General features: G+C 45.8%; 19 protein-coding genes and 3 rRNA genes. 16 read left to right on the plus strand and 6 right to left on the minus strand.

Features of this window, described 5'->3' with window-relative positions; translation table 11 throughout:
- Positions 1–19: 19 nt before the first annotated feature.
- The 3 genes from MKX46_RS19500 to MKX46_RS19510 are packed head-to-tail and all read right to left on the minus strand — an operon-like array spanning position 20 to position 3,881.
- Entirely contained in the window at positions 20–1,129 is a 1,110-nt protein-coding gene (locus MKX46_RS19500) for a GerAB/ArcD/ProY family transporter (RefSeq protein ID WP_029515753.1), read from the minus strand.
- A gap of 5 nt (positions 1,130–1,134) precedes the next feature.
- Positions 1,135–2,343 carry a Ger(x)C family spore germination protein gene (locus tag MKX46_RS19505; RefSeq protein ID WP_069011289.1) on the minus strand — a complete coding sequence of 403 codons (1,209 nt, stop codon included), beginning with the start codon at positions 2,341–2,343 and terminating at the stop codon, positions 1,135–1,137.
- On the minus strand, positions 2,340–3,881 hold the full coding sequence (locus tag MKX46_RS19510; RefSeq protein ID WP_318627562.1) for a spore germination protein: 1,542 nt from the start codon (positions 3,879–3,881) through the stop codon (positions 2,340–2,342). The genes MKX46_RS19505 and MKX46_RS19510 overlap by 4 nt, the downstream gene beginning before the upstream one ends.
- 195 nt (positions 3,882–4,076) lie before the next feature.
- On the opposite strand from MKX46_RS19510, the gene MKX46_RS19515 reads away from it, so the two are divergent.
- Positions 4,077–4,310: a hypothetical protein gene (locus MKX46_RS19515; RefSeq protein ID WP_029515750.1), complete on the plus strand. Its 234-nt coding sequence runs from the start codon at positions 4,077–4,079 to the stop codon at positions 4,308–4,310.
- A 6-nt stretch (positions 4,311–4,316) separates the two neighbouring features.
- Here the strand turns inward: MKX46_RS19515 and MKX46_RS19520 are convergent, their stop codons facing one another.
- Entirely contained in the window at positions 4,317–4,973 is a 657-nt protein-coding gene (locus tag MKX46_RS19520; protein ID WP_029515749.1) for a DedA family protein, read from the minus strand.
- A gap of 145 nt (positions 4,974–5,118) precedes the next feature.
- On the opposite strand from MKX46_RS19520, the gene guaA reads away from it, so the two are divergent.
- Together guaA and MKX46_RS19530 are read left to right on the plus strand one after the other, a co-directional pair.
- Positions 5,119–6,657, plus strand: a complete 1,539-nt coding sequence (guaA, locus tag MKX46_RS19525) for a glutamine-hydrolyzing GMP synthase (RefSeq protein ID WP_013308777.1) — start codon at positions 5,119–5,121, stop codon at positions 6,655–6,657.
- Between the two features lie 394 nt (positions 6,658–7,051).
- Positions 7,052–7,669: a peptidase E gene (locus MKX46_RS19530; protein ID WP_209949437.1), complete on the plus strand. Its 618-nt coding sequence runs from the start codon at positions 7,052–7,054 to the stop codon at positions 7,667–7,669.
- A 145-nt stretch (positions 7,670–7,814) separates the two neighbouring features.
- Here the strand turns inward: MKX46_RS19530 and MKX46_RS19535 are convergent, their stop codons facing one another.
- The gene (locus MKX46_RS19535; protein ID WP_340931324.1) at positions 7,815–8,945 is read right to left on the minus strand and encodes a Gfo/Idh/MocA family protein; all 1,131 of its coding nucleotides are present in this window, start codon (positions 8,943–8,945) and stop codon (positions 7,815–7,817) included.
- Between the two features lie 130 nt (positions 8,946–9,075).
- Between MKX46_RS19535 and MKX46_RS19540 the strand changes: the two genes are divergently transcribed.
- The 13 genes from MKX46_RS19540 (at position 9,076) to MKX46_RS19600 (ending at position 23,523) form a co-directional block, all read left to right on the plus strand.
- Positions 9,076–9,921 (plus strand): LysR family transcriptional regulator, encoded by an 846-nt coding sequence (locus MKX46_RS19540; protein WP_341071660.1) that lies wholly within the window; start codon positions 9,076–9,078, stop codon positions 9,919–9,921.
- Positions 9,922–9,942: 21 nt separating this feature from the next.
- Positions 9,943–10,296 (plus strand): SGNH/GDSL hydrolase family protein, encoded by a 354-nt coding sequence (locus MKX46_RS19545; protein WP_341071661.1) that lies wholly within the window; start codon positions 9,943–9,945, stop codon positions 10,294–10,296.
- Positions 10,206–10,613 (plus strand): SGNH/GDSL hydrolase family protein, encoded by a 408-nt coding sequence (locus MKX46_RS19550; protein WP_341071662.1) that lies wholly within the window; start codon positions 10,206–10,208, stop codon positions 10,611–10,613. Before MKX46_RS19545 ends, MKX46_RS19550 begins: the two co-directional genes overlap by 91 nt.
- Before the next feature lie 153 nt (positions 10,614–10,766).
- Complete coding sequence (locus MKX46_RS19555) at positions 10,767–11,237, plus strand: MarR family winged helix-turn-helix transcriptional regulator (protein ID WP_341071663.1); 471 nt, start codon at positions 10,767–10,769, stop codon at positions 11,235–11,237.
- 19 nt (positions 11,238–11,256) lie between these two features.
- Positions 11,257–12,195, plus strand: a complete 939-nt coding sequence (locus MKX46_RS19560; RefSeq protein ID WP_029515744.1) for an NADP-dependent oxidoreductase — start codon at positions 11,257–11,259, stop codon at positions 12,193–12,195.
- A 40-nt stretch (positions 12,196–12,235) separates the two neighbouring features.
- Positions 12,236–12,625, plus strand: a complete 390-nt coding sequence (locus MKX46_RS19565) for a nuclear transport factor 2 family protein (protein ID WP_220027006.1) — start codon at positions 12,236–12,238, stop codon at positions 12,623–12,625.
- Between the two features lie 222 nt (positions 12,626–12,847).
- Positions 12,848–14,218: an NCS2 family permease gene (locus MKX46_RS19570; protein ID WP_341071664.1), complete on the plus strand. Its 1,371-nt coding sequence runs from the start codon at positions 12,848–12,850 to the stop codon at positions 14,216–14,218.
- 446 nt (positions 14,219–14,664) lie between these two features.
- Positions 14,665–16,220: ribosomal RNA gene (locus tag MKX46_RS19575) — 16S ribosomal RNA — on the plus strand.
- Between the two features lie 403 nt (positions 16,221–16,623).
- Positions 16,624–19,551: ribosomal RNA gene (locus tag MKX46_RS19580) — 23S ribosomal RNA — on the plus strand.
- A 150-nt stretch (positions 19,552–19,701) separates the two neighbouring features.
- A 5S ribosomal RNA gene (gene rrf, locus MKX46_RS19585) occupies positions 19,702–19,818 on the plus strand.
- The 16S, 23S and 5S rRNA genes sit together here, the layout of an rRNA operon.
- A 211-nt stretch (positions 19,819–20,029) precedes the next feature.
- Positions 20,030–21,022, plus strand: coding sequence for a ketoacyl-ACP synthase III (locus MKX46_RS19590; RefSeq protein WP_340884361.1), 993 nt, complete (start codon positions 20,030–20,032; stop codon positions 21,020–21,022).
- Between the two features lie 129 nt (positions 21,023–21,151).
- Positions 21,152–23,287: a DNA topoisomerase III gene (locus MKX46_RS19595; protein ID WP_029516042.1), complete on the plus strand. Its 2,136-nt coding sequence runs from the start codon at positions 21,152–21,154 to the stop codon at positions 23,285–23,287.
- Positions 23,288–23,385: 98 nt separating this feature from the next.
- Positions 23,386–23,523 (plus strand): hypothetical protein, encoded by a 138-nt coding sequence (locus MKX46_RS19600; protein WP_016819760.1) that lies wholly within the window; start codon positions 23,386–23,388, stop codon positions 23,521–23,523.
- 183 nt (positions 23,524–23,706) lie between these two features.
- On the opposite strand, the gene MKX46_RS19605 is transcribed toward MKX46_RS19600, so the two are convergent.
- The gene (locus tag MKX46_RS19605) at positions 23,707–24,867 is read right to left on the minus strand and encodes a type II asparaginase (protein WP_029516041.1); all 1,161 of its coding nucleotides are present in this window, start codon (positions 24,865–24,867) and stop codon (positions 23,707–23,709) included.
- Positions 24,868–25,240: the final 373 nt, after the last annotated feature.

Here is a 25,240-nt window from a genome sequence, read left to right on the forward strand (position 1 = left end):
CTTCCTTTGAGGGTGAGGCTCAACCAGATCCCAGGCTATGATTGCCTTTCGATCTCAACTTGTATACGACAAGCAGCAGTAAAGGCAGGACAACGGAATCCGTCAAATCCCAATAAATCCAAGCGTGGACGATCGTATCCAGATAATAAGTAATGTTGGGTGCCGACACGATAATCAGACCAAACAGGATCATAAAGCTAGGGCCAAGAAAGGTCCGTACATTGTCTAATCGCAGTAGCTGAGTCATTCCTAAGGTAAAGGCATAGAAGTGTAAAATGGTTTTAACAAAGGTAGTGATAATCCAGGCTATGCTCATCATGGATTCAACTCTCTGTAAGAAATTTCCTATGTTGATTTTTTTAGATAGCGTATAAGAGGTATACACACTATGTTCGGTTACAAAAGGGCCCAGAACCATGAGAGAAACCAAGAGTAGTACGCTTAACAGAACGCTGGCAGTAAGTCCGGCTAGCAAAACCGATTTTTTTAGACCCGGTTTTTTGTTCACATAGGGAAAAATCATGAGTAAAAAAGCTAATTCTCCGAATGGGTAGGACAGTGCAAATAGGCTGCCTTCCATAATCTTGGGAATACCTTGCTCCAGCATAGGCTTAAGCTGCTGACTTTCACATTGGGGAAGCAAGCACAGGATTAAAAACAAAGTGAAAGCCAAGCATAATGGTAATAAGATTTGAGCCGTACGAGCAATAGGCTCTAATCCCATATACATCCCCCACATAAGCGCAAGAATTAAGAGTAAATTGATAACAGGCAGAGGCGTCATAACATAAGTCTGGCTGTTCATAAAATCCCCGACCTCTCTTAAATAAATCGCGGAATTCATTAATAAATGGAACAAATACCATATCGAGATGAGGGAGCCTAGCCACGGTCCCAAAATTCTCTGGCAGAGTTGAATAAAGGTGAGATCAGGATATAGCTGATGTACCCGCAGGAGTAGCAGTAATACAGCCAATCCTGCTGGGATACTTAGGAATGAGCTGATCCAGGCATCCTGCTTGGATATGCTTGTAATGAGGGAGGGATACACCAATACGCAGTCTCCGATAATACTCAAAAATACGAGTACGGCTATATTTCTGATGCTGATACGCCCTTTCTCCTCCACCCAGCTCACTCCTTCATTTGTTTTTGGAATGATTCAAACAAGGAACCAATTTTTTTAATCTTTGTCTGTGCCTTATATTCAATCTGTAAGTCCATAAATGGATTTTCTTTTTCTTCTTTTAGTCTTTTCCAAAGCTCGGGTTTGGACTGGTGAATCAGTTGACCAAAGCCGAAAATGTCTGACTTAAACTCATGCCGAACGGTCTCTACGGAATGTTTCATAATTTCAACAATTTTTTCATTGCTTGCGGCTTCAATTTCTTTAATATCGTCCATACTGTCTAGCTTCATATGCTGGCAGTTGACTTCTCGTACTGTGCTGTTGTTGGTAACTGATATAGAGATAACAGGTTCTCCATCACGAATGATTACTTTTTTTTGAGTGTCGCTACTCAAGGTTAATAGGGCAATGTTACCCCCACCCTGACAATCGGTGTGCCCCGTTGTAGACTCCACTTTATCCCTGATGTAACTGAGCCCTTTACTGTCAAGTTCATTGATCCATCCCAGCAATCGGTCTTTTTTGAATACACCATTACCCGAAAACCGCAATATGGTTTCAGGCGATATACTTTTGGTGGCATCCATACCTTTTTCATTGGTCGACTCTATATCTCCCACAGCTTCCAATGCGGGCAGAGTGGACTGGATGTCGGGATTAACCAGATCGCTAAGAAGTTGATCCATCGTTACTTTGGTAGCAGGAGCCCAGGTTTTGGTTAAGGTATCTAACGAAGCAAATAATTTATTTGCCGGCAACTTTTCCATTGGAGTGGGGATCTTTAACATCGTAGAAGCCTTGTTATTCTTGGCTATCGCAATATAAAAGTCACTTCTTGTAAAAGGCTCTCGCATCATGGCTTCAATCGCATCAGCAATTCCCTTTCTCGCATACTCCTCACCTAAAATCAGCATACGAATATGAGATAAATAAATGGAGCGCGGACTTGTATTCGTCATTTTTTCAATGGCCTCTTGAATCGTGGGTGCAGTGGCCTGATAAGTAACGACTGGAGGGCCTGCACTTGGTGAAGATTTGGAAGCTACAGCAGAAGGAATGACCACCTGAGCGGTTACCTGATACTGGTCGCCTTCCATGTCCACCCCGATCCCAATAGCTATGCCCAGCTCATTTAATTCCGTGCGATCCCAGCAACCACCTAACAGTAATGCAATCAGTCCCCAGACGAAGAACAAATGTATGGTCTGCTTCATGGTTGATCCCTTCTGGTTTTTGATTTATGGCCGATCCGTCTTTTTTTCGTTTTTTGGCGGATCGTATTTTGGATAGAGATGGATTGAGGACGTTTCTTCATATGAGGCCAGGGTAAGCGAAACAGCGTATCTTTCATATCGCTTTCCACATAGGGGCCAAACGGACTCATGTAAGATACTCCAAACGATCTCAGACTGGTCAAGTGCAGCAAAACTACGATTAACCCCATCAATATTCCAAGAAGTCCAAAGGCTGCGGCTAGCATCATTAAGGCGAAGCGTATAATACGAACCGCTATCGACAGGCCGTTTTCTGGAATAACATAGCTGGAGATGGCTGTAATGGACACGATAATGACCATAGCCGCCGAGACAACCCCCGCATCCACGGCTGCTTGCCCAATGACCAGTGTGCCAACAATAGATACAGCCTGTCCGACTGTCCTCGGAATTCGGACTCCTGCTTCACGCAAAATTTCATAAGTAATTTCCATGAGCATCGCCTCGACAAAGGCTGGAAACGGTACGCCTTCCCTTTGTGCAGCGAGACTGACCAATAAGTTTGTAGGAATCATCTCTTGATGAAAGGTAGTTACCGCGATATAAACTGCCGGTGCAAGCAAAGCGATAAAAAAGGAAAAGAAACGCAGCAAACGCAGCAACGTGCTGATATCAGCACGTTGGTAATAATCCTCTGCCGACTGGAAAAATTGCACGAATAGCGCAGGAATCAACAGAACAAAGGGTGTCCCGTCCACCAAGATAGCAATCCGCCCCTCCAACAGGCTGGCAGCGACCGAATCCGGACGCTCGCTGTTATAAATGGTGGGAAACGGAGTGAAGGATTCATCCTGAATTTCCTCTTCGATGTAACCCCCTTCCAAAATTCCGTCAATATCAATTCGGTCCAAACGTTCTCTCAGTTCCTGAATAACCCCTTCGTCAGCAATTCCTTTGATATACATCACGGACACATTGGTATGAGTGACTTGACCGATCTGTCTTGTTTCCATCCACAGGCGCGGATCGCGGATTCGCCTACGAATTAGAGCGGTATTGGTACGTAAATTTTCGGTAAAAGCCTCCATTGGACCCCGTACGACACTTTGGGATTGGGGTTCGCTAACACTGCGATCCTCCCAACCGACCGCATCAATCCATATGCCCTTGGCGTATCCGTCCAGCAAAATGATAATACCGCCAGATAGCATCTGGTTGAATAAGGCATCCATTTCGTCCACACTACCTGAGTTACCTGCAATCAAAACTTGATTCTTCAAATAGTCGAATGGTTCTGCGCCCTCCGGTACATGATGTTCATTTACTCGCATCAATGAACGGAGAACGGAATCATGGAGCAATTGAGTATTGACCAGACCATCAATATAAAATAGAGCTGCTGGCCATTTTTGCATCCATAATAGCTCTTTAATGATTACATCTCCGCTGTTTCCAAAGGAGCTTTCGATATGATTCACATTATCCTTCAAGTTAGAGGACACATGAGTAAGTGGACAACTTTTATTCTGATTTGGCATACGTAAAATCCTCCGATATTGGAGTTTGTTGGCTTAGTATGCTCTGAATATATGAATTTATGCCTTGCGATTATAGAAACGAATGCAGTCTGACATTCGCGATTTGCTCCGGTGAAGGGAGGAGTGGTATGTCTTTTGTTGCTGGGGATTTTACTTATGGATTAAGCGGTAGTTGGCTTGCGGGGTAGGGGCCATTTGTCTGGATACATTATTAATACGGGAGACCCCATTGTATTTACAGGGTCCATTGTTGGGCATGCTGACGGCGTAGAGTCAAGGAATCATCGGAGTTCTATGCTTGGTGCAGGGGTGGCGATTGAAATGATGGAGCCGCGTACGTTGGGTTTGGCTGGAGGTGCGGGGTTTATTGTGATATCTATCGTGATTTTGATGTATTATGCAAGGACTCGTAGCCGCAAGGCAGCATGAGTGTGATTACTTCGTGTCATCCTTGTTGCTGGTTTTCACCGACTTTTCGGATTTGCGTAGCGAGCTAAATAGGAAGCTTCTCCACCGGTAAATAATATACAGCAGGATTATGAACCCAACGACTCCCGCAATTCGCAGTGCATACAGCTCTACCAAATGGAAAATGGCATCCCATTGGGGACCAAACAGCTTGCCGATGCTTAGAAAGAGGATGACCCAGAATAAAGCGCCGCTGTAAGCATATAAGACAAATTTACGGAAAGAAAGAACAATAATTCCGGCAAAATAACCGGTAAAATGCCTGACACCGGGGATGAAATATCCAAGGAAAATAAGCCAGTATCCATATCGTTGAAACCATTTTTGTGTTTTCTGAAGCTTGTCCGGCGATAATAAAACCCATTTACCATATTTCTGAATAAAGGGGAGTCCAGCCCACTTTCCGATAAAGTAGGTAATAGTCATACCGATGGTCGTGCCCAAAAAAGCTAGCAGCATCAGTTTACCGAAATCCAGGGTACCGGCATAGGAGAGATATCCCGCATAAGCCATGGTGGTTTCCCCGGGAAATGGTAAAGCAATAAACTCAAGCAGCAAGCCGAAAAAAAGGACGCCGTAGCCGTATTCTTCGAACAATTGCGCGATCCACTTCAGCACATCCATCGTTTACACTCCTACGAACAGATTGAGTATTTTAGAATCAATTCATTTTAACAATCTTTTCATGCCCACTCAACTCCGGTTGATTTCTTGACGTCTTGTTTTATCGTTGCGTATAATGAAACGAACAATTGAGGGAGGCACGGTAATGAATAAGCCTAATGAAATCGTTGTAGTTCTTGATTTTGGAGGACAATACAACCAGTTAATCGCAAGAAGAATTCGGGATCTCGGCGTATATAGCGAGCTCCTTCCATACAATACGCCTGCGGAGAAGCTGAGAGAGCTGGCGCCAAAAGGGATTGTTTTCTCAGGCGGACCTTCCAGCGTATATACAGACAATGCTCCTCAGGTGGATCGGGCAATTTATGACCTGGGCATTCCTATCTTTGGTATTTGTTATGGCATGCAGCTGATGGCTCACCAACTGGATGGTAAGGTAGAACGTGCGGGCAAGCGTGAGTATGGCAAAGCAGACGTGCAATTCAATCAGGATGCCCGCTTGGCTAAAGGACTGGATTCTCGTCAAACCGTATGGATGAGCCATGGGGATCACGTAACAGATCTGCCAACCGGCTTTACACTGGATGCAGGAACAGAGAGTGCGCCGATTGCCGCGATGAGTAACCTGGAGCGGAATCTGTATGCGGTGCAATTCCATCCAGAGGTACGTCATTCCGTTCAAGGTAACGAGATGATCAGCAACTTCCTATATGAAGTGTGCGGTTGTGAAGGCAACTGGACGATGGAGTCGTTCATTGAAGATCAGATTCGCGAGATTCGTCAACAGGTAGGCGACAAAAAAGTATTGTGTGCTTTAAGTGGTGGCGTGGATTCTTCCGTTGTAGCGATGCTTATTCACAAAGCGATCGGTGACCAACTGACGTGTATGTTCATAGACCATGGATTGCTGCGCAAGGGTGAAGCCGAAAGTGTAATGGAGACGTTCGTTGGTAAATTTGATATGAAAGTTGTCAAAATTGACGCACGTGAGCGCTTCTTGTCCAAGCTGGCAGGAGTCGATGATCCGGAACAAAAACGTAAAATCATTGGTAACGAGTTTATCTATGTGTTCGAGGAAGAATCTTCTCAATTTGACGATTTTACTTTCCTGGCACAAGGTACGCTGTATACGGATATTGTAGAGAGCGGAACTGCAACGGCACAGACCATTAAATCCCATCATAATGTGGGTGGTTTGCCGGAGAACATGAAGTTCAAGCTGATCGAGCCGTTGAATGCCCTGTTCAAGGACGAAGTGCGTAAAGTCGGCGAAGAATGTGGACTGCCAGCTGAGATTGTATGGCGTCAACCATTCCCAGGTCCGGGTCTTGCCATTCGTGTACTGGGCGAAGTGACAGAGGACAAGCTAACCATTGTTCGTGAGTCGGATTACATTTTGCGTGAGGAGATTGCTAAAGCCGGTCTGGACCGGGAAATCTGGCAATACTTCACCGCTTTGCCGAATATGAAGAGTGTTGGCGTTATGGGCGATGCTCGTACGTATTCTTACACCGTAGGTATTCGTGCAGTAACCTCCATCGACGGTATGACTGCTGACTGGGCGCGTATCCCTTGGGATGTGCTGGAGAAAATCTCCGTTCGTATCGTAAACGAAGTGGATAACGTGAATCGTATCGTGTACGATATTACTTCCAAACCACCAGCTACGATTGAGTGGGAATAAGCGTGGAGACTTCCGCGCCGTAACCATGAATCCTTTAAGATTTACCAATACAACATCAGGACTCCTCCGTATCGGCGAAGTATCGCTATGCGGTTGGAGTCTTTTTTACGGGGGCAAGCAAGGACGAGATATGAAGTCATTTGTTGTTGCAAAACGGAATATGAAGTTGAAAAAAGGAGATATTATTCAATGGTAATGTATCTCCTTTTTTATATGGTTTTATTAGATTCAAGCTATAAATAGTTTAAATCAAGTATGAAATTAAACGTTCACCTCTTTTTCATGTCATGCTCTAATGGTGTCATGTTTTGATACTAATATATTTTATAATGTACCTAGATTAAAGTGTTACATATCTCGTTTCATTAAACGTTGTTCTAAGGAGAATAAAGAGATGAAAAAATTATTTCTATCGTCCTCATTTAAGGATGTTGCACCATGCTTAGTCCATTTCGCTGGTGAAAACTTAGAAGGAAAAAAAGTCACCTTCATCCCAACCGCGAGTATTCCAGAGAAAGTTAAGTTTTATGTGAATTCAGGGAAAAAAGCATTAGAGAATTTAGGATTAGTCGTGGATGAAATCGAAATCAGCACAGCACCATTGAATGAAATAGAGAGTAAAATTAGAGAAAATGACTATATTTATATTACCGGAGGCAACACATTTTATTTACTTCAAGAGTTAAGAAGAACCGGGGCTGACAAAATCATTGCTGATGAAGTTAATGCAGGGAAGTTATACATAGGTGAATCGGCAGGTTCGATGATTTTATCACCGAATATCGAATATGCCCGACTTATGGACAATGTGCAGGAAGCGCCTGCTTTGGATTCCTTTGTTGCGCTCGGGATCATTGAATTCTACCCAGTCCCCCACCATACGAACATCCCGTTTAAAAAAGCGGTGGAGAGCATCATTGAGGAATATGGCAGCCAATTAAATTTATATCCAATCAGCAACGCGGAAGTTATTTTGGTTGAAGGTGATAGGATAAAAGTCGAGAATGCATGACTTCATTAAAAAAAGGTAATTTTTCTAGAGGAAGGTCCACTGCATTACCACCATCGAGTGGAGTAGGATTTTAACTGATTACAATATAAAGAACATTCAATTCCACATCATCGTGGTACTGAATGTTCTTTTTTATAATTCTACCTTACCATACAATCTTTTTCCCGGTTGCAGCCGATTCCTCGATGCGATCCAGTAGCTGATGCAGCTTTAAGGCATGGTTGAAATCAGGAGCGAGACGGGTGCCCGTCAAAATATCCTCGGCAAATACATGATGAGCCTTGGCTACATTCAGGGTTACCCCTTGTTTTGGAAAATCCAGTCCGCCATCAGGCTCAGCAGTTACACTTATTTGTTCAAACGCCCCATTAGGACCATGACTCTGCGTACTGCTTGGATCGTACGCAAGTTTTTCGAGCGTCAGATTCCCAAATTGAACATGCCCAAGCGAAGGATTCTGTGTCAATCGCAAAATACCCTTTTTCCCCTGAATCTCTATCTCAAACTTAGAATTCACTCCGCCCTGAATGTGAACGGATATCGGCGCCCCCTTGTCCAATAGTCCGTGAATCAGAATCTGATCGGCTGTATCCTTGGAAATGACTTCACCCGTTTCCTGAATAGTGGCTTCGTTATAGCGAGATGATGTGATGGCCGATAGCTCGCGGAATTCGCCAACGATGTATTGCAGCGCATCCAGAGAATGCCCGCCGTTAATCGTCAGCAGATTAGCGCCATTGGCTCTGTTCAGCAAATAAGCAGTGTCCTGATTTACTTGTCCACCTTTGCCGGAAGTAGCTACTTGCATATGACAGGATAGAATTTCACCAATCTCTCCGCTCTCCACCAATTTTTTCATCGTTTGCACTTCAAGATCCTGCCGTGCCTGCAAGCCGACGGTATGATGAATGCCTGCCAGTGCCGCCGCCTTGACCATTTCAGCAGCTTCCGCAGTGTTTGCCCCCAAGGGCCATTCACAAAAAATATGCTTTCTCTCTTGAATTGCCGCCATCACCGCCTCATAATGATGGGGAACTTTTACGCTCACCACGACCATGTCCACATCCTCGGAAGCTGCGAGCTTTTTGGCATCATCAAAAGCCAGTGCCGCCCCTACTTCTTCTGCACTTTGTCGTGCACTCTCCATACGGGAGGTACCGACGGCAGTGATATCCAGGTTTGAGTGCTTGAGCAACGCCGGAATATGCGTTTGACTAGCCCATTTATTATTCATCGAACCTCCTACGATACCTGCACGAATCTTGTTTATTACCATGTTGCCATACCTCCTAATTTTTAAATGAGGGTGGAAAGTAGCGTCCAAGGTCAATATAATACACTTAACTCATAAATAATAATGCTTGTTTATGATATAGGTATCATTTTATTTGATGGGAGGTGAAGGGATGGATATTGAAAATATGCAGGCATTTGTTTCGGTGGCAGAGCTGAGAAGCCTGACAGAAGCTGCCCAAAAGCTGAATCATCTGCAATCGAATATGACGGCTAAAATAAAGAAGCTGGAGGCCCATTACGGCACAGCGTTATTTTACCGAAAGCCCCGGGGTATGGAGCTGACACCTGCAGGAGAAATCTTATATGCTCAGTTCAAGCAAATGTTGTTGCTGTGGCAAGACACGGAGATGAAAATGAGACCGCAGGAGGAAAAGCTGCGCATCGGTACCATGCAGTCCATCGTGGCGGGCGAAACAACGAGGGCGCTCACGAAGGTATATGAGCTGTATCCGCAGGCTTCGGTTACATTAAAAACCGGAACCACCACGGGAATGGAACGATTGATTCTCGACGGCGAACTCGATATTGCTTTTGTTACAGGGTATCCCGCTAACCCGTATATTCATTATCAAAAATTATGCCGTGAAGAACTGGTACTGGTGGGGAAAGGCATACATGAAGGCTCGGATCTTAAACAGGTACTCCAAGGAGCGTCTATTATCATATTGTCGGATGGCTGCCTGTACCTCACGTATTTAGAGAAGATGTATCAGGACATGCAATTGACCCATGGCGAGGTTGTGGAGGTCGGTGTGTTTGATACGATGGTGGAATTTTCCTTGATGGGAATGGGAATCACCCTTATGTCCAAAAGGCTGGCGCGGCAATTCAAAGTAACATCCTATTTGCCCGCTCCCCCAACCTTTGGCTACATGGATACATATTTAATAACCCGGCCAAATCACGAAATGACAGCGATTGAACATAAATTTATCGAAATCAATAATACGATCTAATAGAGTAGGAGTGGAATTAGATTGACAAATAATCAGGGCAAGTACCAAGGTAGCCATGCCGTATTCCTGGGCGATAGTATTACGTTTGGATATGAATTACGTGATGGAGAAAAGCCATACCCCCACCTCGTGAGTGATGCATTAGGATTCCAAACTTTTGAGAATCATGGCATATCCGGCAGCAGTGTAGCCAGCGGTGGCTTTGAACCGATGTGTGAGCGTTATGAGAAAATGAACCCTCATGCGGACGTGATCTTTTTATGGGGGGAAGAAACGATTTTTCGATGGGAGAAATATCGTTCGGTAGCTTGGATACGCCATCGACAGAAACGCGTACGTTTTATGGTGCGCTCAAGCATATTGCCGAAGGATTAATTAACCGTTACCCGGACAAGCTGATCGTCTTTTTGACCCCGCCTCACGGATCAAGTGATACCGTTCCTGAGCATCTGCCTAATGCTATCACAGGTCAAGTCTATAGCGCGTATGCACAGGCCGTGAGAGAAGTGGCCTCACTGTATTCTTTCCCGTGCTGCGATCTGTGGAATATCGCTGGAATTCAACCACTGTTGCCTGTGCATAAACAGATGTACTTTACAGGGGAAAATGGTATCCCTGACGGCCTGCACCCGAATCAGGCAGGCCACGAGCGGATGGCGGCTCGTATTATCGGATTTATGAATACACTGTAATGTATGGACTATTTCATCGTTTCATCGAATGACCTTAACTACAATTCAAGAATGCTCAGGCTATTTGTTTAGCTTGAGTATTCTTGAATTGTAGGATTTGTCTATATAGACTTGTCTCAGGACTTGTTTATTTTTAGTGAGGGTGTATAATACTTGATGCATCAATTGATAGGTCAAGTATTAGGAGGATGGTTTGTCATCGAACATTGCTCTGAAAAAAGTCAGTTGTTTTATCGCATGCATCTTTTGTGTAAAGAAATGAATAACGCTTTTGAAGCACAGTTAAAAACCAGTTTTACCAAGGTTGAAATTTTGTATCATATTGACCATCGTCAGGAACTAAGCCAGCTAGAGCTCCAACATCTGCTCGTTCTGGATGGTGCAGCAGTGACTCGACATCTACGAAGGCTGGAAGAGGAAGGTCTGATTTTACGTAGTAAAAAAGAGCAGGATAAGCGTGTGACCTATATACGTTTGACCGAATTAGGGGTTCAAGAGCTGCAAGTTTTGTCAGAGCAAAGACAAGCCTTCCAGGAAAAGCTGCTATGTAAGTTTACAGATGAGGAAATTGTGGCTTTGACAGATGTACTACAGCGTATGTCTAACAATGTGAAGAATATATAAATGTGAGGAGGAAATGAATATGAAAGCCATCGTTATAGATCAGTATGGAAGCAAGGATGAATTGAAAGAAAGAGAAGTGCCTACTCCTACACCACTGGCTCATCAGGTTGTAGTCAAAGTGGCGGCTACCTCCATCAACCCAATTGACTGGAAGTTGCGTGAAGGTTACTTAAAACAAATGATGGATTGGGAGTTCCCGATTATTTTAGGCTGGGATGTAGCCGGCACTATTTCGGAAGTAGGCAGCGAGGTCACCGATTGGAAAGTGGGAGATGAAGTGTTTGCACGCCCGGACACCACACGGTTCGGTACTTATGCCGAGTATACCTTGGTGGATGATCACCTGTTGGCGCGTAAACCTGCCTCAATTTCTTGGGAGGAAGCCGCTTCTGTACCTTTGGCGGGGTTGACTGCTTGGCAGGCGCTTTTTACACATGGTCAACTGACCAAAGGGGAAAAAGTATTAATCCACGCAGGTGCAGGTGGCGTAGGCATGTTTGCTATCCAGTTTGCCAAACAAGCCGGAGCCTATGTCATTACTACAGCCAGTGAGCGTAATCATGAATTGCTTGCTTCATTGGGAGCCGACCAAATCATTGACTATCACACAACTCGTTTTGAGGAAGTTTTATCTGATGTGGACGTGGTGTTCGATACGATGGGCGGGGATGTTCAGAAGAATAGCTTTAAGGTAATGAAAAGGGGCACTGGACGGATCATATCCATTGTGAGCAATTTTGACGAAGAGCTGGTAAAGGAGTACAACGTAACGGCCAAAAATATATGGCTGGAGCCCAACGGACAGCAACTGCAGGAAATTGCCGACCTGTTGGAGCAAAAGAAAGTAAGATCGGTAGTGGGAGCGACGTTTCCTTTTTCGCAAAAAGGCTTATATGATGCACACGCTTTAAGCGAAACCCACCATGCTGTTGGAAAAATTGCAATAACCTTCTCATAAGGATGAATACACATATACAGCACGAATGGAATTGCGCACGATGAAGATTTTAGAAGATTATTTTCACTACTATGATTTAGCAAAAGATGACGAGAAGAGTAGAGAGCGATTAATTAGCCTTTTTTCTGAGAAGATTGAGTTTGTATTGAATGGTGATCGAAAACAAGGTATGAACAGTTGGAAAAGCTTCTTGAATATGTTCTTTGAGGGATCGCTCGAAATCAAGCATATGTATGAAGGTTGGAAACCTGTACCCAGAGAACCTGATACCTATCAAACCAAATGGGCAGTGTGTGGTAAAAAAGCAACAGGCGAAGTTTATACACTTACTGGAGTGGACAAGGCCCGGCTGGATGCGGAAGGTAAGATCGTTTATCTGGAGAATATCCCAGACACAGCGAATGCATTTGATAAGTACAAAAACATCTGATTCCCTTAAATGATAACCCGTTAGCTGCATAATAGCTTGCGGGTTTTCTGTTTTCCGAACAATACATATATGTTTAATTTGTAACATTCGCTTTTTCTGTTGACAAGCAGTAGGTGAGAGCCTAAAATAACGAATGTAATAATATAGCGCATTGAATGCGAATATTACTTCAAACGAACGACAACAATACGAGTATGCTTTGCGTAGGAGGAATTACGACTCATGGAGCGTTTCTTTAAATTAAAGGAACATGGCACGAACGTCCGCACAGAAATTATAGCGGGGATTACTACTTTTATGACCATGGCTTATATTTTGGTGGTCAACAATACCTTTTTAGGTCCGACTGGAGCAGGTATGCCCAGTGAAGCTGTCTTTTTTGCGACGGCCGTAGGTGCAGGTTTGGTTACCATCCTGATGGGGTTATTCGTTAATGTGCCGATCGGCATGGCGCCGGGTATGGGCTTGAATGCTTATTTTATGACTGTAGTCCTGAGTTCTAATGGCATGATTACTTGGCAAGCGGCACTTGGCGCTGTATTTATATCCGGTATCGTCTTTCTGATTTTAACCGTGACACGAGTAAGACAGATGCTGCTTGTTGCGGTTCCGGAAAATTTAAAGACAGCTATTACAGTGGGTATCGGCTTGTTTATTACGATTGTCGGCTTCAAGCTTTGTAATCTGGTTATGGTGAGTATCGTTCCAGGGACAGATGTTGGTCAACCGGTTCCGGGTCATGCTTTTAATTTGATTTTGGGAAGTCTGGTACATCAAAAGGATGCACTGCTGGCCCTAATCGGATTGCTTATTATCGCAGCACTGATGGTCGTTCGGGTTAAAGGTGCATTGCTGATTGGGATCGTAGCTACTACATTAATCGGTATTCCGATGGGAGTAACGAATCTGAGTAGCTTGACAACAGGCAACTGGATTCCTGATTTCAGTAATTTGGCTGTAGGCCAGTTAGACTTGAAAGCAGCTTTGCATATTGGTCTGTTTGATATCATTTTCATTTTCACATTTGTAGAGTTGTTTGATACGTTCGGTACCTTGGTAGGTACGGCTACTCGCGCGGGTATAATGAAAGATAAGAAAAAAGGCGAGAAAATTATCGGTAAAGCGATGCTGGTGGATGCTGTTGGCGTAAGTACCGGTGCTGTATTGGGTACAAGTACGATTACAGCATTCGTAGAAAGCTCCGCAGGGGTAGAAGAAGGCGGACGTACCGGACTGACTGCTGTAACGACAGGTGTTCTGTTCTTGTTGGCCCTGTTTATTGCACCGTTGGCTCTGGTTGTGCCTTCTGCCGCTACTGCTCCAGCTCTGATTATTGTTGGGGTCCTAATGATGAGTCAGGTTCGCAACATCGACTGGGATAACTTTCTGTTGGCGTTTCCTGCATTTTTGACTATCGTGCTGATGCCTTTCACAGGTGGAATCGCGAATGGTATTTCTGCTGGTATCCTGTCTTACGTTGTACTGGCTGTATTCAGTAATCTATTTACCAGCATTAAAGTTAAAATTCACTGGCTCATGTGGGTGCTTGCTATTATTGTAGTAATCCGCTTTGCCTTTATGGGCTCAGAATAATCAGTAGATATAGAACAAAGAACCTCTTCCTGTTGCTTAAGGGAAGAGGTTCTTTGTTTGTAGTTAGACGCAGATAGATACAACGGAGCTATTATATAGAAGGAAAATGAATAATATATAAAGTATTATGAATTTCACATAATAAATGCTTGCAAACGGGATGTGTATATGGTATATTCTAATTCCGGCCAAGAAATACAATATTGCGAGCGAGTGTTACAAAAAACGTTTTAAAAAAATGCTTGCTAAGTTGGTTCGGACATGATATGATATAAGAGTTGATGAAGCGACGTGCTGAATTAACAAAATGAATGTTTGATCTTTGAAAACTGAACAACGAGTGAGTAAAACGATTTTGTTCGCAAAATCAAACAAGAGATATTTTTTATCTCGTCAGTTTCAACATGAGCTTATCGCTCTTTCTATAAACCAGCTTCGGTTGGTCTTTAATGGAGAGTTTGATCCTGGCTCAGGACGAACGCTGGCGGCGTGCCTAATACATGCAAGTCGAGCGGGGTTATTTAGAAGCTTGCTTCTAAATAACCTAGCGGCGGACGGGTGAGTAACACGTAGGCAACCTGCCCACAAGACAGGGATAACTACCGGAAACGGTAGCTAATACCCGATACATCCTTTTCCTGCATGGGAGAGGGAGGAAAGACGGAGCAATCTGTCACTTGTGGATGGGCCTGCGGCGCATTAGCTAGTTGGTGGGGTAAAGGCCTACCAAGGCGACGATGCGTAGCCGACCTGAGAGGGTGATCGGCCACACTGGGACTGAGACACGGCCCAGACTCCTACGGGAGGCAGCAGTAGGGAATCTTCCGCAATGGGCGAAAGCCTGACGGAGCAACGCCGCGTGAGTGATGAAGGTTTTCGGATCGTAAAGCTCTGTTGCCAGGGAAGAACGTCTTGTAGAGTAACTGCTACAAGAGTGACGGTACCTGAGAAGAAAGCCCCGGCTAACTACGTGCCAGCAGCCGCGGTAATACGTAGGGGGCAAGCGTTGTCCGGAATTATTGGGCGTAAAGCGCGCGCAGGCGGCTCTTTAAGTCTGGTGTTTAATCCCGAGGCTCAACTTCGGGTCGCACTGGAAACTGGGGAGCTTGAGTGCAGAAGAGGAGAGTGGAATTCCACGTGTAGCGGTGAAATGCGTAGAGATGTGGAGGAACACCAGTGGCGAAGGCGACTCTCTGGGCTGTAACTGACGCTGAGGCGCGAAAGCGTGGGGAGCAAACAGGATTAGATACCCTGGTAGTCCACGCCGTAAACGATGAATGCTAGGTGTTAGGGGTTTCGATACCCTTGGTGCCGAAGTTAACACATTAAGCATTCCGCCTGGGGAGTACGGTCGCAAGACTGAAACTCAAAGGAATTGACGGGGACCCGCACAAGCAGTGGAGTATGTGGTTTAATTCGAAGCAACGCGAAGAACCTTACCAGGTCTTGACATCCCTCTGACCGCTGTAGAGATATGGCTTTCCTTCGGGACAGAGGAGACAGGTGGTGCATGGTTGTCGTCAGCTCGTGTCGTGAGATGTTGGGTTAAGTCCCGCAACGAGCGCAACCCTTATGCTTAGTTGCCAGCAGGTCAAGCTGGGCACTCTAAGCAGACTGCCGGTGACAAACCGGAGGAAGGTGGGGATGACGTCAAATCATCATGCCCCTTATGACCTGGGCTACACACGTACTACAATGGCCGGTACAACGGGAAGCGAAGCCGCGAGGTGGAGCCAATCCTAGAAAAGCCGGTCTCAGTTCGGATTGTAGGCTGCAACTCGCCTACATGAAGTCGGAATTGCTAGTAATCGCGGATCAGCATGCCGCGGTGAATACGTTCCCGGGTCTTGTACACACCGCCCGTCACACCACGAGAGTTTACAACACCCGAAGTCGGTGGGGTAACCCGCAAGGGAGCCAGCCGCCGAAGGTGGGGTAGATGATTGGGGTGAAGTCGTAACAAGGTAGCCGTATCGGAAGGTGCGGCTGGATCACCTCCTTTCTATGGAGAATCGTTTCCTGCGATGGAAACATTCAAATTAGCAGGTATAACGTACCTGCGACCGGATATTCAATTCGGTTCATCACATTCGTGTGAATGAAATGAATATCCTGAACTTACTCACTCGTTGCTCAGTTTTGAGAGTTCAAACTCTCAAGCTTCGACGAATACTTCATTCACACATCCGTGTGGAACCGAAATATTCATCGGGTTTCGCTTCGATGAAGCGAATTGCACCTTGAAAACTGGATACCGAAACGAAATTGCGTTTTAGAATATTCCTTTAAGCTGATCTTGTGTAAACAAGTGAAATAAAGGTAGCAGGTAAGGAAAGATCTTTTGCCTTTGGCAAAAATCATTCTTTATCGAACATCGACATTTTCTTTTATCAAAGAAAAGTCTAGGTTAAGCTACAAAGAGCACACGGAGGATGCCTAGGCGCCAGGAGCCGACGAAGGACGTGGCGAACAACGATAAGGCCTCGGGGAGCTGTAAGCAAGCTTTGATCCGGGGATGTCCGAATGGGGAAACCCGGCTGTCTTCATCGACAGTCACTACTCACTGAATTCATAGGTGAGTGAGAGGCAGACCAGGGGAACTGAAACATCTAAGTACCCTGAGGAAGAGAAAACAATAGTGATTCCGTCAGTAGCGGCGAGCGAACGCGGATTAGCCCAAACCATGGAGCTTGCTCCTTGGGGTTGTGGGACGTCTCACATGGAGTTACAAAGGAACCGGTTAGATGAAGAGGTCTGGAAAGGCCCGCCAGAGAAGGTAAAAGCCCTGTAGTTCAAAACTTGTTCTCTCCGAGACGGATCCCGAGTAGTGCGGGGCACGTGAAACCCCGTATGAATCCGGCAGGACCATCTGCCAAGGCTAAATACTCCCTGGCGACCGATAGTGAAGCAGTACCGTGAGGGAAAGGTGAAAAGCACCCCGGAAGGGGAGTGAAATAGATCCTGAAACCGTGTGCTTACAAGAAGTCAGAGCCCGATCTATGGGTGATGGCGTGCCTTTTGTAGAATGAACCGGCGAGTTACGTTCCCGTGCAAGGTTAAGGTGAAGAGCTGAAGCCGCAGCGAAAGCGAGTCTGAATAGGGCGACTTGAGTACGTGGACGTAGACCCGAAACCGGGTGATCTACCCCTGTCCAGGGTGAAGGTGCGGTAACACGCACTGGAGGCCCGAACCCACGCATGTTGAAAAATGCGGGGATGAGGTGGGGGTAGCGGAGAAATTCCAATCGAACCCGGAGATAGCTGGTTCTCCCCGAAATAGCTTTAGGGCTAGCCTCGGAAAGAAGAATCGTGGAGGTAGAGCACTGATTGGGTGCGGGGCCCGCAAGGGTTACCAAGCTCAGTCAAACTCCGAATGCCATAGATTTAGTTCCGGGAGTCAGACAGTGAGTGCTAAGATCCATTGTCGAAAGGGAAACAGCCCAGACCATCAGCTAAGGTCCCCAAGTGTGTGTTAAGTGGGAAAGGATGTGGAGTTGCACAGACAACCAGGATGTTGGCTTAGAAGCAGCCACCATTGAAAGAGTGCGTAATAGCTCACTGGTCGAGTGACTCTGCGCCGAAAATGTAACGGGGCTAAACACACCACCGAAGCTATGGCTTGATGCTTGCATCAGGGGTAGGGGAGCGTTGAATGCGGGTTGAAGGTGTACCGTAAGGAGCGCTGGACTGCATTCAAGTGAGAATGCCGGTATGAGTAACGAAAAGATCTGTGAGAATCAGATCCGCCGAAAGCCTAAGGGTTCCTGAGGAAGGTTCGTCCGCTCAGGGTAAGTCGGGACCTAAGGCGAGGCCGATAGGCGTAGTCGAAGGACAACAGGTCGAAATTCCTGTACCACCGTAATCCGTTATGAGCGATGGGGTGACGCAGTAGGGTAGTGACGCGGACTGATGGATGTCCGTCTAAGCAGTGAGGCTGATGTGTAGGCAAATCCGCACATCGTAAGGCTGGGCTGTGATGGGGAGCGAAAATTGTAGTAGCGAAGGTCATGATCTCAGACTGCCAAGAAAAGCCTCTAGCCAGGAGAAGGTGCCCGTACCGCAAACCGACACAGGTAGGCGAGAAGAGAATTCTAAGGCGCGCGGAAGAACTCTCGTTAAGGAACTCGGCAAAATGACCCCGTAACTTCGGGAGAAGGGGTGCCTCGGTAGGGTGAATAGCCCGAGGGGGCCGCAGTGAAAAGGCCCAAGCGACTGTTTAGCAAAAACACAGGTCTGTGCGAAGCCGCAAGGCGAAGTATACGGGCTGACGCCTGCCCGGTGCTGGAAGGTTAAGGGGAGTGGTAAGCCCTTCGGGGCGAAGCTATGAACCGAAGCCCCAGTAAACGGCGGCCGTAACTATAACGGTCCTAAGGTAGCGAAATTCCTTGTCAGGTAAATTCTGACCCGCACGAATGGCGTAACGACTTGGGCGCTGTCTCAACGAGAGATCCGGTGAAATTTTAATACCTGTGAAGATGCAGGTTACCCGCGACAAGACGGAAAGACCCCATGGAGCTTTACTGCAGCTTGATATTGAATTTGGGTACGATCTGTACAGGATAGGTGGGAGCCGTAGAACTTTGAGCGCCAGCTTGAAGGGAGGCATCCTTGGGATACCACCCTGATCGTATCTAGGTTCTAACTTGGTACCGTGAACCGGTGCGAGGACAGTGTCAGGTGGGCAGTTTGACTGGGGCGGTCGCCTCCTAAAGAGTAACGGAGGCGCCCCAAGGTTCCCTCAGAATGGTTGGAAATCATTCGAAGAGTGCAAAGGCAGAAGGGAGCTTGACTGCGAGACCTACAAGTCGAGCAGGGACGAAAGTCGGGCTTAGTGATCCGGTGGTACCGCATGGAAGGGCCATCGCTCAACGGATAAAAGCTACCCTGGGGATAACAGGCTTATCTCCCCCAAGAGTCCACATCGACGGGGAGGTTTGGCACCTCGATGTCGGCTCATCGCATCCTGGGGCTGAAGTAGGTCCCAAGGGTTGGGCTGTTCGCCCATTAAAGCGGTACGCGAGCTGGGTTCAGAACGTCGTGAGACAGTTCGGTCCCTATCTGTCGTGGGCGTAGGAAATTTGAGAGGAGCTGTCCTTAGTACGAGAGGACCGGGATGGACGTACCGCTGGTGTACCAGTTGTTCCGCCAGGAGCACCGCTGGGTAGCTATGTACGGAAGGGATAAGCGCTGAAAGCATCTAAGCGTGAAGCCCCCCTCAAGATGAGATTTCCCAGTATGTAAGACCCCTTGAAGACGACGAGGTAGATAGGTTGGGGGTGGAAGTGCAGTAATGCATGGAGCTGACCAATACTAATCGGTCGAGGGCTTATCCTAAGATAAAACGCAAATGAGTTTCGGATCCAGTTTTCAAGGTGTAACCTTGAAGGTATGTAGAAATACATACAACAAGCGCATAGCTATTCATTCACACGATAAGTGATGAACCGAATAACCTTACGGAAGAATTTGCGTAGCAAATTCATGTTTGGTGGCGATAGCGGAGGGGTTCCACACGTACCCATCCCGAACACGACCGTTAAGCCCTCCAGCGCCGATGGTACTTGGACCGCAGGGTCCTGGGAGAGTAGGACGTCGCCAAGCAACAAGCAAAAGAGACTATGATCTTCATAAGATCATAGTCTCTTTTGCGTTAAAAGGCAGTGGGATTTTATTTAAATTGAGCTTGTTATAAGTTTAACTGGATAAGTGGATATTAACTAGTAATAAGAAGACGGTTTTAAAATAATTTAGTACCAGGTATTAGTATCTGGTGTTATAATGTGAATAAGGATTACAAAGGAGAGTGATCAGATTGTTGAATTCAAAAGCTAAGCTTACGGCCTTTGGCACTTATGTACCTGAACGGATTTTGACGAACGCTGACTTGGAGAAGCTTGTGGATACTAGTGACGAGTGGATAGTACAAAGAACGGGCATGCGTGAAAGACGCATTGCGGCTGAAGATCAATATGTATCTGATTTATGCATACAAGCTATTACACGTATGATTAACCTGTATGACGTAAATATAAACGATGTTGAGATGATCATTGTAGCGACGAGTACACCTGATTACTACTTTCCGAGCACGGCTTCACGTATTCAGGCTCATTTTGATATTCCGAATACAGGGTCAATGGATATTAGTGCAGCATGTGCAGGTTTTTCCTATGGACTTCATTTGGCAAATGGCCTTATTACGGGTGGTCTGCATCGTAAGGTGCTAGTAGTGGGAGCCGAAACGTTGTCCAAAATTACAGATTATACGGATCGGACGACGTGTATACTTTTTGGAGATGGTGCAGGGGTTGCGCTTGTTGAATATGACGAGGATGAAGGATCATTTTTAACTTCAGATATAGGTACTTATGGGCATGGGGGAGCACATCTTTACCGAGTGGGATTATCTGATCATTTGGATGGAGAGAAGCTGCAAGACCATGGATTTATTGCTCAAAATGGACGTGAGGTTTATAAATGGGCTGTTCGCTCTGTTCCAACGGGAATCGAACGATTATTGGATAAGGCAAATATGCAGAAAGAGGATCTTGACTGGTTTGTACCTCATAGTGCTAATTTGAGAATGATCGAGTCCATATGTGAAAGAAGTACAGTACCTTTGGAAAAAACGCTGACAAGCGTAGAATTGTATGGCAATACATCGGCGGCATCCATCCCGTTGGCTTTGCAGTGTGGTTTGGATGATGGACGTTTACGGTATGGACAACATGTGTTGTTATATGGATTTGGGGGAGGCCTCACCTATGCGGGTCTGCTATTAAAATGGAGTGTGCCTGATTTGTAAGTTATCTTAACCCATGTAGAAGTAATAGCAATAGTATGTACGATCATGTTAATAAGAGCCGTTGGTATTAGAATTTATCGTAAGATGGCAGGATGGTATAATTAACACTATGAGAGAAAGGAGCGTAACATGAAGGTATTGGTATTGGCAGAAAAACCGTCCGTGGCCAGAGAGATTGCACGTGTGATGGGTAGCCGCGAGAAGCATAAAAGTTATATAGAAGGACCCCAGTACGTGGTGACATGGGCACTGGGACATTTGGTCGGCTTAGCAGAGCCGGAGGATTACGATTCTAAGTATGCGACCTGGAATTTGGAGGACCTGCCTATTCTTCCGAAGAGTTCAAAGTTAAAGGTGCTGCGCGAAAGTAATCATCAGTTCAAAGCTGTGCAGCAACTCATGAAGCGGCAGGACATTGGAGAGCTTATCGTGGCAACAGATGCTGCTCGCGAAGGAGAATTGTTGGCACGCTGGATCATCCAAATGGCAAACTGGAAAAAGCCCTTCCGGCGCTTATGGATCTCCTCGCAGACAGACAAGGCGATTAAGGCAGGTTTCGCAAAGCTATTGCCTGGTCAGCAGTTTGATCGTTTATATGAATCGGCTCGCTGTAGAGCTGAAGCAGACTGGATGATTGGTCTCAATGTAACTCGCGCGTTGACTTGTCGTTATAACGCCCAACTTTCGGCTGGAAGAGTGCAGACACCAACGCTGGGGATGATTATGGAGCGTGAGAAAGAAATTACCGAATTCCGTTCTCAGGAATATGATACTTTGACGGCGGATTTTGGCGATTTTCAGGCAACTTGGCGGGCAGAAAGCGGGGATTCACGCATGTTTGACCGCACTCAAGCAGAGGCTTTGCGCCGTAGACTTGAGGGAGCCAAAGGCACAGTTGCCAGTGTTAAAAAGAGCGAAAAGAACGAGCCTCACCCGCTAGCGTATGATTTAACGGAACTACAAAGAGATGCTAATCAGCGCTATGGCTTTTCGGCTAAACAGACGTCTAATCTGCTTCAGCGTCTGTATGAGCAGCATAAGCTGGTGACCTATCCACGTACAGACAGCCGTTATCTGACATCCGATATGGTGGACACACTTAAGGAAAGGCTCAGTAGTGTAGCAGTAGGTCCGTATGCTTCCTTGGCACGGTCGTTATTGCGTAACAACCTACCAATCACAAAGCGAATTGTGGATGACAGTAAAGTCACGGATCATCATGCGATTATTCCTACTGAGCAGACATTATTGCTTAATCAGTTAAGCCCGGAAGAACGTAAGCTGTATGATCTGATTGCACGACGTTTTATTAGTCTATTCTATCCACCTGCACGTTATGATGCTGTAGCTGTATCAGTAACGGTGGAGCAGGAGACGTTTCAGGTAAAAGGCACAACGGTAAAAGATAGCGGATGGCGTGCTGTATATGACGCAAACCATTATGATATGGATGATGAAGAAGCAGAGGATCGGGAAAACAATGGAAGAGGCGTTATTTTACCGGAGCTGAAAAAAGGAGACTCTGTCCGATTGCAGCGTTGTCTTGTACGAGCTGGGCGAACGATGCCGCCGAAGCGGTATACGGAAGCAGCCCTGCTCGCTCAGATGGAAAAGCATGGACTGGGTACTCCTGCTACTCGTGCCGATCTGATTGAAAAGCTTGTCAGCTCGGATACGATTGAGCGTCAGGGGAACGTGATGCATCCAACCGGGAAAGGTAAGCAACTGATTGAACTGGCAGCTCCACAGCTTCGAACGCCTGAGCTGACGGCACGTTGGGAAGCGGAGCTGGAACGGATTGCTCGTGGTCAAGGACAACCGGAACCGTTTTTGAATTCTATTCGTGCTATGGCGAAAGAGCTGGTTTCCACTGTGAAAAATAGCAGTGCGGAGTACAAGCCTCATAATGAGACGAATAGTCATTGTCCAGATTGTGGTACAAAGCTATTGGAGAAGAAGGGTAAGAAAGGCAAGTTCCTTGTATGTCCAAGTGCGGATTGCGGTTACCGTCGTTCAGGGGAAAAACGTTTGTCCAATCGACGTTGCCCGCAGTGTCATAAGAAAATGGAAATGAAAGAGGGCAAAGCAGGATTGTATGTAAGATGCCTGCCCTGCGGCATTACCGAGACGTTGGATAAGGACAAGCAACGGGTAAACAAACGGGAACAGCAAAAGCTAGTAAGACAATTTGAAAAGCAGGAATCTTTTGGCTCCAGTTTGGGTGATTTGCTAAAAGCTGCGATGGAACAAAAGCAGGGCAAATGACAGATGACCAAAAGTGCTGCAGTCAACATAATCAGCAAGTATACGTCGGTATAAAAACGATCACTCCTTGGCATGGTAAGCCGAGGAGGTGAGTATTTATGCCCAAACATAAACCGCTTAAAATCAATAATCAACAAAATAAATCAAGCATACTGGAGGAGGAAATTGCTGCTCATCCAGAGAAGCAAGCGAAATATCCCCCAAGCTTGAATGGGATTCCCAAACAGCAGTCTTGATGCTGTGTGGGAGGGACGACGAATTACTGTATAGAACCAAGACGATTGGATATTAGGTGAAGTAGTTATTAATGCTAGACTTGTCTTGCAAAAAAAGAAGCAGCAGTTACGGTGGTCAACCGTAATCGCTGCTTCTTTTCCATAATAAGGATGTTGTATTTATTTGATTTGGGATAAATGTTCTTAGTATTCATTAAAGAAGGATTGAATTTGGTTAACATCGTGCGTTTGGGTCAAAGCAAGCATGAGCAAAATCCGTGCTTTTTGTGGATTAAGCGAATCGGTCGATACAAAGTTTGAAGCTGCGTCTTTTGTTGACGGGGACACTACTCCACTTCCCACTCGGCTGGAGCGGGCAATGATCACTCCTTTTTTACCTGCGGCCTCTGCGCCTTCTGAGGAGGTCTTGGACAAGGAACCATTACCGGAACCAGCTACGACAATACCCTTGGCACCAGCTGCTACGGCTGCATCATACAGATAACGACCATTGTTTTGATACTCGTATAAAATATCTACTTGCGGCAGTTGAGTCAGGTTAGTGATGTCGAATACAGAAGAAGTCGTATGCTTGTGTGTGGATTTGTTGTAGTAGTACACTTGATCACCCACAACAGCTCCAAGGAATCCCTGCTCTACAGACTTGAACGTATCGACTGCTGTTGTGTTTGTTTTGGTAATGTATCTTGCTGCACCGATACGGTCGTTCAACAGGACGAGTACACCCTGACCTTTAGAGGCCGAAGCCCCGGCGACTTTCACTGCATTATAGAGGTTGAAGGGACCATCGGCACTGATGGCAGTAGCTGGACGCATGGAGCCAACGACAACTACTGGCTTATCGCTTTTGATAACAAGATTGAGGAAATAAGCTGTTTCTTCTAATGTATCTGTACCATGTGTAATGACAATCCCGTCTACATCGTCTCTGGCAAGCAGTTCATTGGTACGTTTGGCAAGTTTTAAGAGAATTTCATTATTAACATCAGGGCTACCTACATTAACAACTTGCTCACCACTGACATTTGCAATACTTTTCATCTCAGGAACGGCATTGATCAAGGTTTCCACACCCAACGCGCCTGCTTTGTAGCCGGTTGTATCCGTATTGACGGCAGATGATCCTGCAATGGTCCCTCCCGTGGCAAGTATTTTAATATTGGGCAAATGATTGGTTTGTGGATTTTCGGATTTGCCCGAAGTTATAGTGGTAGAAGTAGGTGCAGTTGTGCTGGTTGTAGCTGCTGCCGCAGCGTTGGCGGTAAATCCACCACTCCATAAGGTACCTCCGAGAATAAAGCTGGCCAACAGGGGAATCATCGTCATTTTTTTCATGTTAGTCATATAAAGCTCCTCTCCAATCTTAAACCTCAAATATGATGATAGATTAACTGACAAATATTTTGTCGGATTAAGTTAATATCACGAATTATAGAGTGTAAAAATGTTTTTAGTCAATATCTATGTTAGAAAATATAACTTTAAAACCAATCCATTATCAATGTAACCGCCTTATTATTGTATGGTGGGTGTATGTAGTAAGATGAACAGTCGGTTGTTTAAGGTAAAGACCACGGCTGAATAAAAAATGTTTGCAAAAACAAAACAACAAGCAGAAATCTCATAAGGAGTCTGCTTGTTGTTTTTGTTGAAAGGTGAACAACTGAGTTTACCTTTAACTTCATTCAATGAGAACGACAAGGTAAAGTTGATATTT

It is taken from the genome of Paenibacillus sp. FSL P4-0113 (assembly GCF_038009305.1).
Taxonomy (GTDB): Bacteria; Bacillota; Bacilli; order Paenibacillales; family Paenibacillaceae; genus Paenibacillus; species Paenibacillus polymyxa_D.

Excerpts from the sequence above, each read along its gene's own strand:
- MKX46_RS19605 (WP_029516041.1), bottom strand. The coding sequence starts at position 24,867 with ATGACTAACATGAAAAAAATGACGATGATTCCCCTGTTGGCCAGCTTT.
- MKX46_RS19550 (WP_341071662.1), top strand. The coding sequence starts at position 10,206 with ATGGGAGAAATATCGTTCGGTAGCTTGGATACGCCATCGACAGAAACG.
- MKX46_RS19520 (WP_029515749.1), bottom strand. The coding sequence starts at position 4,973 with ATGGATGTGCTGAAGTGGATCGCGCAATTGTTCGAAGAATACGGCTAC.
- MKX46_RS19570 (WP_341071664.1), top strand. The coding sequence starts at position 12,848 with ATGGAGCGTTTCTTTAAATTAAAGGAACATGGCACGAACGTCCGCACA.
- MKX46_RS19595 (WP_029516042.1), top strand. The coding sequence starts at position 21,152 with ATGAAGGTATTGGTATTGGCAGAAAAACCGTCCGTGGCCAGAGAGATT.
- MKX46_RS19600 (WP_016819760.1), top strand. The coding sequence starts at position 23,386 with ATGCCCAAACATAAACCGCTTAAAATCAATAATCAACAAAATAAATCA.
- MKX46_RS19505 (WP_069011289.1), bottom strand. The coding sequence starts at position 2,343 with ATGAAGCAGACCATACATTTGTTCTTCGTCTGGGGACTGATTGCATTA.
- guaA (WP_013308777.1), top strand. The coding sequence starts at position 5,119 with ATGAATAAGCCTAATGAAATCGTTGTAGTTCTTGATTTTGGAGGACAA.
- MKX46_RS19540 (WP_341071660.1), top strand. The coding sequence starts at position 9,076 with ATGGATATTGAAAATATGCAGGCATTTGTTTCGGTGGCAGAGCTGAGA.
- MKX46_RS19565 (WP_220027006.1), top strand. The coding sequence starts at position 12,236 with ATGAAGATTTTAGAAGATTATTTTCACTACTATGATTTAGCAAAAGAT.
- MKX46_RS19530 (WP_209949437.1), top strand. The coding sequence starts at position 7,052 with ATGAAAAAATTATTTCTATCGTCCTCATTTAAGGATGTTGCACCATGC.
- MKX46_RS19510 (WP_318627562.1), bottom strand. The coding sequence starts at position 3,881 with ATGCCAAATCAGAATAAAAGTTGTCCACTTACTCATGTGTCCTCTAAC.
- MKX46_RS19535 (WP_340931324.1), bottom strand. The coding sequence starts at position 8,945 with ATGGTAATAAACAAGATTCGTGCAGGTATCGTAGGAGGTTCGATGAAT.
- MKX46_RS19560 (WP_029515744.1), top strand. The coding sequence starts at position 11,257 with ATGAAAGCCATCGTTATAGATCAGTATGGAAGCAAGGATGAATTGAAA.